Here is a 16011-nt window from a genome sequence, read left to right on the forward strand (position 1 = left end):
AAATAGGAGCGTGTAGTTCCGTTACTCGTTACTAGCTCGGTGCTGTCGGCTAGCACGTACAGCCAAACTTCTCTTCCCCGTCAAAATCCGTCCGGGTCGGATAATCGTTGTCAAAGCAAGCCATGCACAGCCCGCCTTTATAGTCCTTGGCATTCTCCCCGCCAACCGCCTGGATCAGCCCCTGCGGGCTCAGAAACTCCAGCGAATCCGCATGGATTTCCCGGCAAATCTCTTCCACCGATTTGTACGAGGCGATTAGCTCGCCGCGATCCGGCGTATCGATGCCGTAGAAGCAAGGGTTCTTGAACGGCGGCGAGGTGATGCGGACATGCACCTCTGTCGCGCCGGCCTCGCGCAGCAGATTGACGATCCGCCGCGAGGTCGTGCCGCGTACGATCGAGTCGTCGATCATCACGACGCGTTTGCCTTCCACGACGCGGCGCACGGCGCTCAGCTTCATCTTCACGCCCTGCTCGCGCAGCTCCTGGCTTGGCTGAATGAACGTGCGGCCGGTGTATTTATTTTTGATCAAGCCCAGCTCGTAAGGGATGCCGGTCTGCTCCGCATAGCCGATGGCGGCGGAAATGCTGGAGTCCGGAACGCCGGTGACCACGTCCGCATCGACGAACGACTCCTGCGCCATCACCTGCCCCATCCGCTTGCGGCTGGCATGCAGGTTCGAGCCGTTCATGTCGCTGTCGGGACGCGCGAAGTAAATATACTCCATCGCGCACAGCGCCTTGCGTTCCGGCTCGGCGTAACGCTCCTCGCGGAGACCGTCCCGGTCCAGCACCAGCATTTCGCCGGGCTGGATTTCGCGAACCGTCTCCGCGCCAACGACCTCGAACGCGCATGTCTCGGACGAGAACAGGTACGCGTCGCCGAGCCGGCCCATGACCAGCGGGCGCAAGCCGTTCGGATCGCTGGCGGCGATCAGCTTGTCGTTCGTCAGCAGCAGGAAGGCGAAGCCTCCGACCAGTTGCCCGAGCGCCTCTTTCGCCGCCTCGACGAAATCCTTCGGCGAGCGGGCGATCAGATGGGCGATGACCTCCGTATCGCTGGTCGTTTGGAAGATCGAGCCGCTTTGCTCCAGCTGGCGGCGGATTTTCGGGGCGTTCACGATGTTGCCGTTGGTCGCCACCGCCAAATCGCCGTCGCGGTATTTAAAAATCAGCGGCTGCGCATTCGTCAGCTTGCTGTCTCCGCTCGTCGAATAGCGGACATGGCCGATCGAGCGGTCGCCTTGCAGCGAGGACAGCTTGTCGCGGTCGAACACTTCCTTGACCAATCCCATGCCGCGGTGATAATTGAAGTCCGCACCGTCGGTCGTACAGATCCCCGCGCTTTCTTCCCCCCGGTGCTGCAAGGCGTGCAGTCCATAGTAGGAGAGGGATGCCGCTTCGGCGTGGCCGAATACGCCAAACACGCCGCATTCCTCGCGCAACGTATCGAACGGATCCGCGTGCCCCGCCCCTTCGTTGTAGTAGTCTCCGGTCCAAAGTCTCTGCGCTGGCATTATTGCATCAGACATGGAATGACATCCTCCCAGACGCGTGTCAACTGCTCTACCGGTTTGCTCAGAACCCCCGTTCCGTTTACGGCAACGTTCAGTTCCGAACCTTCCACGACCCCGATCCGCGCCGCAGGGACGCCTCGCTCCGCGAGCAGCTTCTCCAGCGCCTCCGCCTTCTCCGGCGACACCGACAGCAGAATCCGCGACTGCGATTCGCTGAACAACGCAAAGTCGGGACGCAGATTGCTTGCGACATCTACCTTGGCGCCAAGCCCGCCGCTGATGCATGATTCAGCCAAGGCGACGGCCAGACCGCCTTCGGACAAGTCGTGCGCCGAACGCACCAGACCGCCTTGGATCGCTTCCAGCACCGCGCCAAGCAATTTTTTCTCCACGTCCAAATCCAGTTGCGGCGGACGTCCTTCCACGACGCCATGCACGACAGCCTGCAGCTCGCTGCCGCCCAGCTCCGCTTTCGTTTCGCCCAAGAGGAACACAATGTCCCCCGCCGACTTGAAGCCTTGCGTTGTAATATGGTCGGTGTCATGCACCAGACCAACCATGCCCACGACCGGCGTCGGATAAATCGCGCCTTTCGCGTTCTCATTGTACAAGCTGACGTTCCCGCCGATGACCGGCGTATCCAGCACGCGGCAAGCTTCCGCCATCCCGTCGACCGCCCGTTCCATCTGCCAGAAAATATCCGGCTTCTCCGGGCTGCCGAAATTCAGGTTGTCGGTGATCGCCAGCGGCTCCGCGCCGGAGCAGACGATATTGCGCGCCGCTTCGCTGACCGCGATCCGCCCGCCGATTTCCGGATCCAGGTACACGAACCGCCCGTTGCAGTCGGTCGTCATCGCCAGCGCCTTGCGCGTGCCTTGAACCGTTACCACCGCAGCGTCCGAACCCGGACGAACGGCCGTGCTCGTACGCACCATGTAATCGTATTGGTTGTATACCCACGCTTTGCTCGCGACGGAAGGCGAGGCCAGCACTTGTTCCAGCGCCGCGCCCAAATCGCGCACCTCTTCGTAACGGGTTGTATCCACCGATGCATTCTGCTCAAAATAAGCCGGTACTTCGGAAGGCTTGTCGTAAATCGGGCATTCGTCCACCAGCGCTGTGACCGGCATGTCGCCGACCAGTTCCCCGTGATGGAACAGCTTCAGACGGCCGTCGTCCGTCACTTTACCGACTTTCGCGCAGATGACGCCCCAACGCTCAAAAATCTCCCGTGCCTGCGCCTCATCCTTCGGCTCGACGACAAACAGCATCCGTTCCTGCGACTCCGACAGCATCATCTCGTAGGCAGTCATGCCTTCCTCGCGCTGCGGCACCTGGTCGAGATACAGCTCAAGACCGTTGCCGGCCTTGCTGGCCATTTCCGCACTGGAGCAGGTCAAGCCCGCCGCGCCCATGTCCTGGATCCCCAGTACGATGCCGGTGTCGATCAATTCGAGGCAAGCTTCCATTACGAGCTTTTCCATGAACGGGTCGCCCACCTGCACCGCCGTCCGCTTGGCTTCGGATTCCTCCGTCAGCTCCTCCGAGGCGAACGTCGCACCGTGGATGCCGTCCCGGCCCGTTGGCGGTCCCACGTAAAACACCGGGTTGCCAACGCCCTTGGCGACGCCGCGCTGGATTTTGTCATGATCGATCAATCCCACGCACATCGCGTTCACCAACGGATTGCCTTCGTAGCTCTCGTCGAACACGACCTCCCCGCCGACTGTCGGAATGCCGATGCAGTTGCCGTATCCCGCAATCCCGGACACGACGTGCTCGAACAAATATTTCACGCGTTCGCTTTCCAGCTTGCCGAATCGCAAGGAGTTCAGCAGTGCCACAGGTCGGGCCCCCATGGAAAAAATATCGCGAATAATCCCGCCCACACCTGTCGCCGCACCTTGGTACGGTTCCACAGCCGAGGGGTGATTATGGCTTTCGATTTTAAAAACAACCGCTTGGTTGTCGCCGATATCGACGATCCCGGCGCCTTCGCCCGGCCCCATCAGTACGCGCGGGCCGCTGGTCGGAAACCGCCGCAAGAGCGGCTTCGAGTTTTTGTAGGCGCAATGCTCGGACCACATGACGCTGAACACGCCGATTTCCGTATAATTCGGCTTGCGCCCAAGGAATCCGCAAATCAGTTCGTATTCGCTGTCGGAAACGCCCATCTGTTTGTAAATTTTCTGCTCCGCAATTTGTTCTGCATTCGGTTCCTTAGCGGACACTTGCTGACTCATGCCGATCCCTCCAAGCCTTCAAAATGGATGTAAACATCTTCTTGCCGTCCTCCGAACCAAGCAGGGAGCTGACTGCCCGCTCCGGGTGCGGCATCATGCCGACGACGTTCCCGCGTTCGTTGGAAATGCCGGCGATATCGTCCACCGAGCCGTTCGGATTTTGAACGTACCGGAAAATAATCTGATTGTTCTTCTTAAGCTGCTCCAGTGTAGCTTCGTCGCAATAATAGTTGCCTTCGCCGTGCGCAATCGGGATCGTGATGACTTCGCCCGGCGCATACTGCGACGTAAACGGGTTGTCGTTGTTCTCCACGCGCAGCTCCGTGTCATGGCAACGGAACTTCAACGATGCGTTGCGGCGCAGCGTGCCTGGCAGCAGTCCGGCTTCCGTCAGGATCTGGAATCCGTTGCAGATGCCCAGCACGTATTTGCCTTCCTCCGCGGCCTTGGCCACTTCCGCCATCACCGGCGCAAAGCGGGAAATCGCCCCGCACCGCAGATAGTCGCCGTAGGAGAACCCGCCGGGAACCAGGATGCAGTCGTAGGCGGACAAATCGGTGGCCGTGTGCCACACATAATCAACCGGCTCGCCCAGCGTCTCTTCCACCGCTTTGTAACAGTCGATATCACAGTTGGAACCGGGGAATACGAGTACCGCGAATTTCATGGTTAGTCCTCCAATTCGAAGCGGTAGTCTTCTACCACCGTATTGGCCAACAGCTTCTCGCACATCGCTTTCACCCGGGCTTCCGCCTCGAAGCGATCGTTCGTGTCGAGCGTCAGCTCCATATATTTGCCGATGCGGACACTGTCCACTTCTCTGAATCCCATGGAATGAAGCGCCCCCTGGACGGCAACCCCCTGCGGGTCAAGTACGCTTTGCTTGATCGTGACATAAACGCTCGCTTTCATCATGTTCCTCGTGTTCCTCCTAAGTTTTGGACTTATGCGGCCCGGCCGCCTGGATCTGCTGAACCTGGCTGGATCCCTCCAGGCCCGGCCGCCTGGATCTGCAGGACCTGGCTGGATCCCTCCATAAATGCGTCTGAATCTCGCTGGATTTCTGATCTCTCCATAATGCGTCTGAATCTGCTTGAATCTGATTACTGCCCCTCTCCTGACCGAAAGGGATACTCCTCAAAAGGCCGCCAAAAGGGCAGGTTCTTGCCTGGTCCCTCAAACTCCTAACGGAACGTAGCGACCTTATTCACTCATTTCCCGACCATTTCCCGCTGTAATGGAACCCATAGACCTTATTCGGCTTAAATCGTCGAAGTTTAGCCTCGCCTCCCCTAAATAAGGTCTCCTGGTTCCGTTAGAAAAGGGGACAACACCTAATCGATACAATAGCGGCTCTAGGTTCCGTTAGAGTGCCGAAGTCAAGCTAAACGCACAGCATCAAACGTAGTTTCACTCAACATGGCCAACCTGTCCAACTCCTACTTCCTACTTCCTACTTCCCGCTTTCTGCTTCTTACCCTACTACCTACTCCTACTCCAACTTCTACTCCAACTTCTACTTCTACTCCAACTTCTCTTCTACTGTGCTTCCTACTCCAACTCCGCTCCGGTCAACCGCCGGTAGATGTCGCGATAACGTCTTGTCGTCTCTTCGACGACATGGGCTGGGAGCGGATCGCGCCGGCTGTTTTTGGCCCAGTCGGAACCGGCCAAATACGTGCGCACCGGCTCTTTATCCATGCTGTCGATCTCGATGTCCAGCGCGTAGTTCTCCTTGGCCCAAAACCGCGAAGCATCCGGCGTAAACATCTCGTCGATCAAAATCAGCTTGCCGTCCACCAGCCCGAATTCCAGCTTGCAATCGGCGAGGAGAATCCCGCGTTCCTCGCAGTAATCGCGGGCGAAGGCGTACATCTCCAGGCTGCGATCCCGCAGTTGTTCGGCCAACTCGCGGCCGACTTTGTCCGCCATCTCTGCGAACGAGATGTCCTCGTCGTGGCCGACGTCGTTCTTCGCCGCCGGCGTAAAGATCGGCTCCGCCAGCTTCGCGTTCTTGCGCAGCCCCTCCGGCAACGGAATGCCGTTGATCGCGCCGCTCTGCTCATACTGCCGCCAGCCGCCGCCGGTAACATAACCGCGCACCACGCATTCGATGTCGATGCGTTCGGCCTTGCGGGTCACCATGATCCGGTTCCGCAGCGCCTCCCGGTGTTCTGCCGGAATCACGTCTCCGATCAGTCGATCTACGTCCGTGTGGATCACGTGGTTTTCCAGCAGATGCCTCGTCTTGTCGAACCAAAACGCGCTCAGCCGGTTCAGCACATTGCCCTTATCCGGCACCGCCGGCTCCAACACGTAGTCGAACGCGGAGATCCGGTCGGTCACGACGATCAGGAAATATTCGCCGAGATCGTACAGCTCCCGGACCTTGCCTTTGTACAGCAGCGGGGCGTTCACCAAATCCGCCGCCGTGGATATTGCCGGTACCGCCATAAAGCTCTCCTCCCCCAATACAAACTCTACTCGATCAATCCCAGCTTCCGGAAAATCGTATCCACATGCTTCAGATGCCAGGACGGATCAAACGCATCGTCGATTTCTTCCTTGCTCAAAACCGCGGTAATTTCCGGCGTTTCCTCAATAATGTCGCGGAACTGGCGCTGTGTCTCCCAAGCCTGCATGGCGCGCGGCTGCACGGTATCGTAAGCCTGCTCGCGGCTGAGGCCCTTGTCGATCAGCTTCGTCAGCACGCGGCCGGAGAACGGTACGCCGTACGTGCGGCCCATGTTGCGCTTCATATTCTCCGGGAATACCGTCAGGTTCTTCACGATATTGCCGAAACGGTTCAGCATATAGTTCAGCAGCATCGTAGCATCCGGCAAAATCACCCGTTCCACCGAAGAGTGGGAGATGTCGCGTTCGTGCCACAACGTGACATTTTCGTAAGCCGAGATCATATGGCCGCGGATCACGCGGGACAAGCCGGAGATGTTCTCGCAGCCAATCGGGTTGCGTTTATGAGGCATCGCCGAAGAGCCTTTTTGCCCCTTGGCGAAGGCCTCCTCCACCTCGCGGAACTCGCTCTTCTGCAAGGCGCGGATTTCCGTAGCGAACTTGTCGAGCGATGTCGCGACCAAGGCCAGCGTCGCCATATACTCCGCGTGACGATCGCGTTGCAGCGTCTGCGTCGAAATCGGCGCAGGGCTTGTGCCCAGCTTGCGGCAAACGAATTCTTCCACGAACGGATCGATGTTCGCGTAGGTACCCACCGCGCCGGAGATTTTGCCGAACTGGACGTTATCCGCCGCGCGGCGGAAACGCTCCAGATTCCGCTTCATTTCCTCATGCCAAAGCGCCATTTTCAGACCGAAAGTGGTCGGTTCGGCATGCACCCCGTGCGTACGCCCCATCATTGGCGTATCTTTGTAGGCCAGAGCCTTATCCTTTAAAATCTCAATAAAATTCACGATATCCCGTTCCAAAATCGCGTTCGCCTGCTTCAGCAAATAACCCAAAGCCGTGTCGACCACATCCGTGGAAGTCAGGCCGTAGTGCACCCATTTCCGTTCCGGGCCCAGGCTTTCCGAGACAGCGCGGGTAAACGCGATGACGTCGTGACGTGTCTCCTGTTCGATTTCATAAATCCGGTCGATGTCGAACGAAGCATTCTTCCGCAGCAGCGCCGCGTCTTCCTTCGGGATCACGCCGAGTTCGGCCCAAGCCTCGCAGGCGCACAGCTCCACTTCCAGCCAGGCCTTGAATTTGTTCTCCTCCGTCCAGATCGCTCTCATTTCCGGTCTGCTGTAGCGTTCGATCATTTGCGTTCATTCCTCCAAATGTTGGTTTGCTCTATCCAGCGAAGCCCGTCCTCCACATTGCGGCAGAGCAGGTTGATATGCCCCATTTTCCGCTTCGGAGCAGCTTCGTGTTTACCATATAAGTGTACTTTGGGGATCGCCGCGAATCCAGTTGTCCCCTCGCCCTCGTCAAACCAGCGGCCCGTTGCCACCGCATTGCGGACATCTTCCAGATGTTCGCCCAGCACGTTCACCATCACAACCGGTGTCAACAGCTCCACCGGACCGAGCGGCAAATTGCAAATCGCCCGGACATGCTGCTCGAATTGCGAGGTCGTGCAAGCCTCCATTGTATAGTGGCCGGAATTGTGCGGCCGCGGTGCCAATTCATTGACGAACAGCTCGCCCTCTGCGGTTAGGAACATCTCCACCGCCAGCAGGCCAACAGCCTCCAGGCCTTCGGCGATCCGGGCTGCAAGCCGTTCGGCCTCCCGCTGGACTTGCTCCGCCACGCGGGCCGGAACGATCGACACATGCAAAATATTGTTCACATGGATATTCTCCGCCACCGGGAACGTTTTAATCTCTCCGCGCGGGCTGCGCGCCGCGATGACCGACAGCTCCTTGACGAACGGGACGAATTGCTCCAACACGAGCTCCGTCCCGGCCTGGCTCAGTTCCGCATACGCCGTCGTTATTTCGCCTTCGCTGCGGATCACCCATTGGCCTTTGCCGTCATACCCGCCGGTGGCCGTCTTCAGCACGGCCGGAAGACCCAGCCGGGCCACGGCCGTACGCAGTTCCTCTTCGCTGCCGATCTCCGCGTACGGCGCAACCTTGACGCCGGCCGCTTCGATGGCCCGCTTCTCGCGCAGCCGATGCTGGGTCGTGTACAGCAATCGGCTGCCTTGAGGCACGTACGACGATTCCTCCAGCAGCGCGGCGACGCCCGCGTCTACGTTTTCGAACTCGTACGTGATCACATCGGCCCGCTCCGCGAGTTCACGCGCCGCGGCCTGGTCGTCATAGCGGGCCACGATCTGCCCCGCAACCTGGCCGCAAGGCGCATCCGGCGTCGGGTCCATCGCCACGAACCGGTAGCCGAGGTTGCTCCCGGCGAGCGCCATCATTCGGCCCAGCTGTCCGCCGCCCAACACGCCGATCGTCGCGCCCGGCTCGATCACCGGACCGCCGCTAGCGCCGCTCGCTTCGCCCAATGTTCTGCCGCTCATTCGGCCGCTCCTAACTCCGAGCCGCTCTCCAGCACCTCGGCTTGAATCCGGTCACGGCGTTCCTGCACCCGGCGCATCACCTCAGGGGCAAATGCGCCCAGGATTTGCGCCGCAAGCAGCCCGGCGTTGATCGCTCCGGCCTTGCCGATGGCCACCGTCGCCACCGGGATGCCGCCCGGCATCTGCACGATCGACAGCAGCGAGTCGAGCCCGTTCAGCGCAGCCGACTTGACCGGCACGCCGATGACCGGCAGCGTCGTTTTTGCCGCGACCATGCCCGGCAGGTGAGCCGCTCCTCCCGCTCCCGCGATGATGACCTTGAGTCCGCGGTCTGCAGCCTGCTCCGCGAACTCAAACATCAAATCCGGGGTGCGGTGCGCGGATACGACCTTTTTTTCGTAAGGAATCTGCAGTTCTTCCAAAACGGCACAGGCGTGAGACATCGTCTCCCAATCCGATGTGCTGCCCATAATTACGGCGACTTGTGCTGTCATGCCTCAACCTCCATACTTAACTTTTTGAACCTGGTAATTTATAGATGGCCGAATACGGAAAAGGGCCCCGAACTTCCTGGAAAATTACGAAGATTTCCCGAAATTCGCGGACCCTGAGGAATACGAAACCTGCATACGGGCAGCCAAAGGCCGCGCCGACGGCAACGCAAAGCCCGGTGCTTGCAAGCCCAGGCTCATAAAAAGAAGGCCTTCCGTGCGGAGTAGCCTTACCTTCATCACGTATTCGCTCGTAGTCCGAAAATTTACGGTTCTCGGGTAGAAACTTCCGGGCCCTATCCCCGGCATTATACGAGATTATGAGGTTCGGCGGCGAGCCGCCTTTCCTCTCCTAGTTTACCAATGGCGGACACGACATGTCAACTCAAATCCGAACATTAAGTGAATGTAAAAACCGAATGTTCGTTTTTGAACAATGTCTCTGAAATATATGAACTTCCGCGGCAACAAAAAAACCTAGTCGCAAAAATCGACCAGGTTCATGAAAATCCCGGATTGCTTCCTCATCCGCCCAACTGCTCCTGCAATTCGATGTACAACACCTGCAGAAACTTCTTAATGTTCACTTTCCCTCTGCTGTTGCCCGGCTCCCGTCCTTCCTCAATCTCCTTCATCTTGAGCCGCACATCTTCAAAGTCAAAATAAAGCGGGGCATAATACTCAAACCGAGGGTTGCCGTAATCCGTCAGGCCGAGGGAAGCCAGGTTCGTTAATCCCGCCGTCAACGCGCGCCGCAGCCGCTGCTCGATCGCCTTGACTTCCTTGACGATATCCTCGGGCCTCGTCCTGTAGGTCGCCGCAGTCCGGCGATACAGCTCCTTCAAGGGCGGCAAATTCCCTCCGGCTTCGGCTTCCCGCTCCAAGAGCAGCTCCATGATCGCAATCATGTCGCGGCTGCCGCTCTCCCCGATCAGCCCCAGATTCATCAGAATCGGCTGAATCGCCTCGCGGACCGTCCGCTTGCCCGGCGCAGCCAACGGCGCGCTGCGCAAGCCCTCCAGCTTCTTTAGGCTCGATTTGATCTCATCCAAATAGTGGCTCATCGCATACCGCTCATTTACTTTCCTGAGCACCGTCTCCACTTCGATCCGATTGATCGGCTTGCGGATGAAGAATTCAATTCCACTCCGGTAGGCTCGCCCGACCATATCCTGGTTTTCGATCTGCGATATCATCACGAACCGCGAGCGACAGCCCTGGACACGCAGTGCATCGATCACCTCGATCCCGTCCTGGTCGGGCATCAGCAGATCCATCAGCACGATGTCCGGCGATTCCCCCAAAATGAGCCGCACGCCTTCCGCCCCGCCGCCGGCCGTCCCCGCGACTTCCCCCAGGCCGCTGTCCTCGATAATATGCTGCAGCATTTTTCGCGCACTGGCATCATCGTCTACGATACAAAAAGAGAGCGGCATCGTACACCCTCCTCAACGTTTGGTTAGTAGCACTTTACCCGGAACTCTGAAGCCACTCTAACGCTGTGTTGGATCCCCCCGGGTTCTTCAGCGTCTGCGTCGGAATGCGAATATGGACCAGCGCTCCGCCGAGTCCGGGTGCCGTCCCAAGCAGGATTTCCCCGCCAAGCCGGGACACGATGTCTAGCACATGGGATAAACCGATCCCCGTCGCTGCAACGCCTTCCTCATCGAATTTCGTCGTGAATCCCGGTTCGAACACGATCTCCTGGTCGTCTTGCGGGAAGCCGCTCCCGCTGTCGCTCACCGTCATCAAGGTCCATCCCGCTTGCTCGCGGAGCTCCAGATGAATTTGCCCCCGGCCTTGGATCGCTTCCACTGCATTAGCCGTCAGGTTGCCCAGCAGCGTAAGGAGTGGAATGTAGTTGGCGGTGGTATAATCGGAAGTGATTTTCTGCGTGAAAACAATGCTTTTCCCCAACATTTCGGCATACTGCTGATTGCTGTTCACGGTGAATTGGAGCAAGCCCGACAACGGCATATCCCCTGGAATCTCGCGGTCCGTAAGCTTGATGAGCCCGGCCAGAATCCGCTGCGAGTCCTTCTTCACTTCATGGATTTGCTGCGTCATCCCCAGAACATGATGCTTGTGCTCCTCCTGCCTCTCCTCCGATAACCTGCGGTACAGCTCATAACTGCGCAAGGTCAGATTTTCCAGCGTGGCGATCGATTTTTTCAGGTAAAATACTTCCCCGTACAGTCCGGAGCTAAAACTGAGCATTTGCTCGATTCTCCGGTTCTGCTCCTTCTGCACGATCCGCATCCGGCTGATCGATATGCTGCTGTAAATCCCGGTGACGAAATACGTACGCAGCATGGCAATCGCCATCAAGAACGCCCACTCATTGAGCTTAAACGTGGCCGTGCCGGTCACGAGCAGCCGAGTTAACAGCTCCGCTTCATTCGACAGCAGGTCGACCACTGCAGTCACCGCCCCCAGCGCCAAGGGATAGAAGCGGTCCAACCGCCGTTTGATCAAGCTCATCCCTAACGCGAACACGATGTAATACACCGCCGCCGAACAATGCCTCGTCACGCTCTCGGCCAAGGTCAAGCCGTTGCCAAGCGCCTGATCCAGCCCGGTACGAAACAGCAACACCACCGCTCCAGCGATGACGCCTGTAACGAGATACGGCAATCGTCGCAGCAGCAGCAAGAAGAGCAAAAACGCACTGCTCCCCAGTCCTATTCGAAAAATATCGCCGTCAAACGGGTTAATCTTCAGCTCCCCGGCCAATGCCGTCCCGATGGCTACAACCCCGACCTGAACGTAAACGGATCTATATAAGGCCTTGAAAAGCACGCTCCCCATCCCCACTCACCCGGCTCCCGTGAGTTATTTTGCCCCTTATCGTACCATAATAAGGGAAGGATGCCCATACCTTATATTCCATTATATGTAAGGGTTATGTCAGCTGATGCCTAAGCATGCCGGGCTTCCAATCGCCTGGAAATGATCGACAACACAAAGTTGACGGAGAAATAGATCAATGCCACCAGCAGCAGAATCGGAATTGTGTAGGTGTAGCCGTGACCGATCACGATCCCGGCGTGATGCATCAGCTCCGGCAGGGAGATGACGACCGCCAGCGAAGTGTCCTTGAGCAGCGAGATGAACTGGCTGACCAGCGGCGGCACCATCCGCCGCAGCCCTTGGGGCAGAACGATATGCCATAGGGTTTGCATAGTGCTCAACCCCGACGACCGGGCTGCTTCAATTTGTCCCTTATCGATGGAGGCGAGTCCGCCGCGCACGATTTCCGCGATCATCGCCGCCTCGAAGATGGTTAATCCGGTCACTGTCGCGGCCACAAGCCCCAGCTTGATCCCGACCTCCGGCAATGCGAACCGCATGAAGAAGATGATCAAGAGCAGCGGTAAATTGCGGATCAGTTCGACTCCCACGAGCAGGATCGGCGACAATACGGGAAGCTTCGTATACCGAATCACGCCTACGATGCAGCCGAACAGGAAGCTTAGCACGATAGACGCCCCCGCGACGATCAGCGTCACGTAAAGCCCCTCCGCCAAAAAACTCAAATTCTCCGCACTGTACGCTCCGGCAAAATCCATCGAACCCCTCCTTTCTTTCCAACGATCCATTAACACTCAGTATTTTCTTTCGAGCCTGCGCTCCCATACCCTCACCCCGTAACTCAAGGGCAAGGTCAACACCAAGTAGAACAACGCGACAAAAATATAAGTATCAAACGTCCGGTACGTTTCTGCATTCACGATGTCGGCAAAATACATCAGGTCAAGCCCTGCAACAATCGTCAAGACTGACGAATTTTTGATTAAGTTGATAAACTGATTCCCGAGCGGCGGAATGACCAGCTTGATCGCCTGCGGCAGGATAATATGGAGCATCGTCTGCGCGTAACTTAACCCGGACGAGCGCGCCGCCTCCGTTTGCCCTTTCGGGATCGCCAGGATTCCGGCGCGGATCGCTTCGGCGATAAATGAAGAGGTATACACGGCCAGCCCAATCGTCCCTGACGTAAACCCGTCAAGCGGCCAACCCAGAGCCGACGGTCCATAATAAAAGATGTATACGACCAACAGCAGCGGAATATTGCGGAGAAATTCCACATAACCCGTTCCGAACCACCGCAGGGGCTGGACGGGAGCGATGCGGAACACCGCGATCAGTGCCCCCAGCACGAAGCTGCCGACCAACGCCAGCAGGCTGGACAGCACTGTGCCGCGGAATCCTTCCAGGTAAACGTCGAAATAGTCGGTCAAAATCGAAATATCCATTTGGGATCCCCCCTTCCTTCCTCCAGAACCGGAGCTTCTGCTGAGCGGACAGATCCGTGCTGCCGCCTCGCCACCGCTCCGTAAGCACAAAAGGATGGCAAGGCGGACCGCCTGTTCCATCCTTTCGCTTGTTCAAGGAACGAATTATTCACCCGGTTTCTTGCCAATCCATTTCTCGTAGATCTTGTCGTACTCTCCGCTGTCATGAAGTTCCTTCAAGGTGTCGTTAATGGCCTGCACGATATCCGAATTGCCCTTTTGCACGGCAATGCCGTAAGGTTCGTCGGTGAACGGCTTGCCAACCACTTCGAACCCCGGATCCTGGGCCGCCATGCCGTACAGGATCGAATCGTCCGTTGTCAGCGCGTCGCCTTGCCCGGCCTTCAGGGCGTTAAACGCATCCTGATAGTTGTCGAACTCCAACACCTTGATGCCGTCTACTTTCTCACGGATATTTTTCACCGAAGTCGAGCCCTTACTGCCCAGCACCGTCGAATCGGCGGTCAAGCTCTCGATACCCGTGATCGCGCTGCCCTTCTTCACCAGAAGCGATTGTCCCGCCTGGAAATAGACGTCGGAGAAGTCGACTTCCTTCTTGCGCTCCTCGGTAATCGTCATCGTGGCCACGATCATATCGATCTCGCCGTTGTTCAGCATCGGAATCCGCGTTTTGGAGGTGACCTCCTTTAATTCCAGCGCGTTTTCGTCGCCGAGAATATGCTTCGCAATCGCTTGGGAGATATCGATATCGAAGCCTTCAACGTTGCCGCTGGCCGGATCCTTCAGGCCAAACAGCTTCGTATCGTATTTCACACCGACCACCAGCTTGCCGCGCTCCTTGATTTTCCCCAAGGCACCGGTCGCACTCTCCCCGGCCGCCGGAGCGGCATTTCCGCCGTCGCCGGCCGCATTGCTGCCTCCCCCGTTACTGGCACAACCCGCCAATACCGCCAACGCGCATACCGCTGCAATACCGATGAACCTCCAACGTTTCTTCACCTTCATCTTCTTTTCCTCCCCTTGGTTTCCGAAATTTTCAGTGGCTCAACAAACGGCTGAGGAACGTACGCGTCCGCTCTTCCCGAGGGTTGGCGAAGAATTCCTCCGGCCCGGCCTCCTCTACGATCTGCCCCTGATCCATGAAAATGATCCGGTCCGCCACCTCCCGGGCAAACCCCATCTCGTGCGTGACCACCACCATCGTCATGCCTTCCCGGGCGAGCGTTCGCATGACGTCCAGCACTTCTCCGACCATCTCGGGATCGAGGGCCGAGGTCGGTTCGTCGAACAGCATAATCTTCGGCTTCATCGCCAGCCCGCGGGCGATCGCCACCCGCTGCTGCTGGCCGCCGGACAGCTGGGACGGATACGCCGATGCCTTGTCGGCAATGCCCACCTTCTCCAGGTAGAACATCGCCGTCTGCTCGGCCTCGGCCTTGGATATCCCCAGCACCTTGATCGGCGCCAGCGTGATATTGTCGATGACCTTTTTGTGCGGATACAAATTAAAATGCTGGAAAACCATCCCGATGTCCCGCCGCAACTTGTTGATGTCCGTCTTGCGATCGTGGACCGGGAGACCGCCTACCGTCAGCTCTCCGCTTGTGATCGTCTCCAGCCGGTTAATACAGCGCAACATCGTGCTTTTCCCCGAACCGGACGGGCCAACGACCACCACGACTTCCCCCTCCTCAACCTGAAGATCAATTCGCTTCAGCACATGAAACTGACCAAAATGCTTTTCCACCTGGTGAAAGCGGATCAACGGCAGCCCTCCTTTCTGCGTTCGGATGTCTCCATCGGACGTCCCCTCGGCTGTCCGCCACGGGCGCGGGGGCTCCCTTCGGATGTGTCCCTCCGTTGTCTCTCGCGGGCGCCTCTCTCGGATGTGTCCCTCAACCGCTCCAGCCTCGGGACAATGTGAGTAATCGTAACATTTGAACATAACCTTACTTCGTCGACTATAAAAAACTACATTTTCCTACGCAACAACTCGAAAATAGCCCAAAATTTATTCGCCTCTCTGCCAATCCTAACGGACAAGCGTTAGTTTTTCTCACAGCGATCTCCCCTAGATTTGAGTAACGCTGGCCGCTAGGATGCTCGAACCGGAAGTGATGCAAGGCTCTAGCCGCTGTGATATACTGACTGCTGTGATGCACTGACTGCTGCGATGTACTGACCGCTGTGATGCACTGACTGCTGCGATGCACTGACTGCTGCGATGCTCTAGCCGCAACCGCTGCAATGCGCTGACTGCTGCGATGCTCTAAACTCTGCATTTCTCTAACGCTTGTAGCACACGCTATTCGCTCCAAAATCAGGGCTTTTAAACTGTAACGCTTATGAGAGAGCTTATTGCCCGAATTTCACCCCAAAAAGGGCAGTTCTCGCCCAAATAAGAACGCTGATCAGCGTTAGAATTTAAATTCTCGGCTTTTTGACCAAATAAGCATTGTGGCAAGCGTTAGACAAGTCCGGGCCCCATCAGATCCTATCACATTGCACTGCTGCG

At 57.7% G+C, this 16011-nt stretch carries 14 protein-coding genes and 1 riboswitch; all 14 genes read right to left on the bottom strand.

Translation table 11 applies throughout. The features are described from left to right. Positions 1-49 precede the first annotated feature (49 nt). The gene (purF, locus tag BN3795_RS24435; RefSeq protein ID WP_068787287.1) at positions 50-1531 is read right to left on the bottom strand and encodes an amidophosphoribosyltransferase; all 1482 of its coding nucleotides are present in this window, start codon (positions 1529-1531) and stop codon (positions 50-52) included. Then, positions 1516-3759, bottom strand: coding sequence for a phosphoribosylformylglycinamidine synthase subunit PurL (purL, locus tag BN3795_RS24440; RefSeq protein WP_068787288.1), 2244 nt, complete (start codon positions 3757-3759; stop codon positions 1516-1518). Before purL ends, purF begins: the two co-directional genes overlap by 16 nt. Further along, positions 3737-4426, bottom strand: coding sequence for a phosphoribosylformylglycinamidine synthase subunit PurQ (purQ, locus tag BN3795_RS24445; RefSeq protein ID WP_068787289.1), 690 nt, complete (start codon positions 4424-4426; stop codon positions 3737-3739). The genes purL and purQ overlap by 23 nt, the downstream gene beginning before the upstream one ends. A 2-nt stretch (positions 4427-4428) precedes the next feature. Continuing rightward, a complete protein-coding gene (gene purS, locus BN3795_RS24450; protein WP_068787290.1) occupies positions 4429-4674 on the bottom strand; it encodes a phosphoribosylformylglycinamidine synthase subunit PurS in 246 nt (81 codons plus the stop codon). A 636-nt stretch (positions 4675-5310) separates the two neighbouring features. Then, the gene (locus BN3795_RS24455; protein WP_068787291.1) at positions 5311-6213 is read right to left on the bottom strand and encodes a phosphoribosylaminoimidazolesuccinocarboxamide synthase; all 903 of its coding nucleotides are present in this window, start codon (positions 6211-6213) and stop codon (positions 5311-5313) included. 26 nt (positions 6214-6239) lie between these two features. Further along, positions 6240-7538, bottom strand: coding sequence for an adenylosuccinate lyase (purB, locus tag BN3795_RS24460; protein ID WP_068787292.1), 1299 nt, complete (start codon positions 7536-7538; stop codon positions 6240-6242). After that, entirely contained in the window at positions 7535-8749 is a 1215-nt protein-coding gene (purK, locus tag BN3795_RS24465; protein ID WP_068787293.1) for a 5-(carboxyamino)imidazole ribonucleotide synthase, read from the bottom strand. Before purK ends, purB begins: the two co-directional genes overlap by 4 nt. Further along, on the bottom strand, positions 8746-9243 hold the full coding sequence (gene purE / locus BN3795_RS24470; RefSeq protein WP_068787294.1) for a 5-(carboxyamino)imidazole ribonucleotide mutase: 498 nt from the start codon (positions 9241-9243) through the stop codon (positions 8746-8748). The genes purK and purE overlap by 4 nt, the downstream gene beginning before the upstream one ends. Before the next feature lie 231 nt (positions 9244-9474). Then, positions 9475-9576: riboswitch (purine riboswitch) on the bottom strand. A 188-nt stretch (positions 9577-9764) separates the two neighbouring features. Next, on the bottom strand, positions 9765-10676 hold the full coding sequence (locus tag BN3795_RS24475; RefSeq protein WP_068787295.1) for a response regulator: 912 nt from the start codon (positions 10674-10676) through the stop codon (positions 9765-9767). Positions 10677-10710: 34 nt separating this feature from the next. After that, on the bottom strand, positions 10711-12048 hold the full coding sequence (locus tag BN3795_RS24480) for a sensor histidine kinase (protein ID WP_068787355.1): 1338 nt from the start codon (positions 12046-12048) through the stop codon (positions 10711-10713). 110 nt (positions 12049-12158) lie between these two features. After that, entirely contained in the window at positions 12159-12809 is a 651-nt protein-coding gene (locus BN3795_RS24485) for an amino acid ABC transporter permease (RefSeq protein ID WP_068787296.1), read from the bottom strand. A 36-nt stretch (positions 12810-12845) separates the two neighbouring features. Next, positions 12846-13496, bottom strand: a complete 651-nt coding sequence (locus BN3795_RS24490; protein WP_068787297.1) for an amino acid ABC transporter permease — start codon at positions 13494-13496, stop codon at positions 12846-12848. A 144-nt stretch (positions 13497-13640) separates the two neighbouring features. Further along, entirely contained in the window at positions 13641-14501 is an 861-nt protein-coding gene (locus tag BN3795_RS24495; protein WP_068787298.1) for a glutamate ABC transporter substrate-binding protein, read from the bottom strand. 31 nt (positions 14502-14532) lie between these two features. Beyond that, a complete protein-coding gene (locus BN3795_RS24500) occupies positions 14533-15261 on the bottom strand; it encodes an amino acid ABC transporter ATP-binding protein (protein WP_068787299.1) in 729 nt (242 codons plus the stop codon). Positions 15262-16011 lie beyond the last annotated feature (750 nt).

This window comes from Paenibacillus phocaeensis, assembly GCF_900021165.1.
GTDB lineage: Bacteria > Bacillota > Bacilli > Paenibacillales > Paenibacillaceae > Fontibacillus > Fontibacillus phocaensis.

Excerpts from the sequence above, each read along its gene's own strand:
- purF (WP_068787287.1), bottom strand. The coding sequence starts at position 1,531 with ATGTCTGATGCAATAATGCCAGCGCAGAGACTTTGGACCGGAGACTAC.
- purL (WP_068787288.1), bottom strand. The coding sequence starts at position 3,759 with ATGAGTCAGCAAGTGTCCGCTAAGGAACCGAATGCAGAACAAATTGCG.
- purQ (WP_068787289.1), bottom strand. The coding sequence starts at position 4,426 with ATGAAATTCGCGGTACTCGTATTCCCCGGTTCCAACTGTGATATCGAC.
- purS (WP_068787290.1), bottom strand. The coding sequence starts at position 4,674 with ATGATGAAAGCGAGCGTTTATGTCACGATCAAGCAAAGCGTACTTGAC.
- BN3795_RS24455 (WP_068787291.1), bottom strand. The coding sequence starts at position 6,213 with ATGGCGGTACCGGCAATATCCACGGCGGCGGATTTGGTGAACGCCCCG.
- purB (WP_068787292.1), bottom strand. The coding sequence starts at position 7,538 with ATGATCGAACGCTACAGCAGACCGGAAATGAGAGCGATCTGGACGGAG.
- purK (WP_068787293.1), bottom strand. The coding sequence starts at position 8,749 with ATGAGCGGCAGAACATTGGGCGAAGCGAGCGGCGCTAGCGGCGGTCCG.
- purE (WP_068787294.1), bottom strand. The coding sequence starts at position 9,243 with ATGACAGCACAAGTCGCCGTAATTATGGGCAGCACATCGGATTGGGAG.
- BN3795_RS24475 (WP_068787295.1), bottom strand. The coding sequence starts at position 10,676 with ATGCCGCTCTCTTTTTGTATCGTAGACGATGATGCCAGTGCGCGAAAA.
- BN3795_RS24480 (WP_068787355.1), bottom strand. The coding sequence starts at position 12,048 with ATGGGGAGCGTGCTTTTCAAGGCCTTATATAGATCCGTTTACGTTCAG.
- BN3795_RS24485 (WP_068787296.1), bottom strand. The coding sequence starts at position 12,809 with ATGGATTTTGCCGGAGCGTACAGTGCGGAGAATTTGAGTTTTTTGGCG.
- BN3795_RS24490 (WP_068787297.1), bottom strand. The coding sequence starts at position 13,496 with ATGGATATTTCGATTTTGACCGACTATTTCGACGTTTACCTGGAAGGA.
- BN3795_RS24495 (WP_068787298.1), bottom strand. The coding sequence starts at position 14,501 with ATGAAGGTGAAGAAACGTTGGAGGTTCATCGGTATTGCAGCGGTATGC.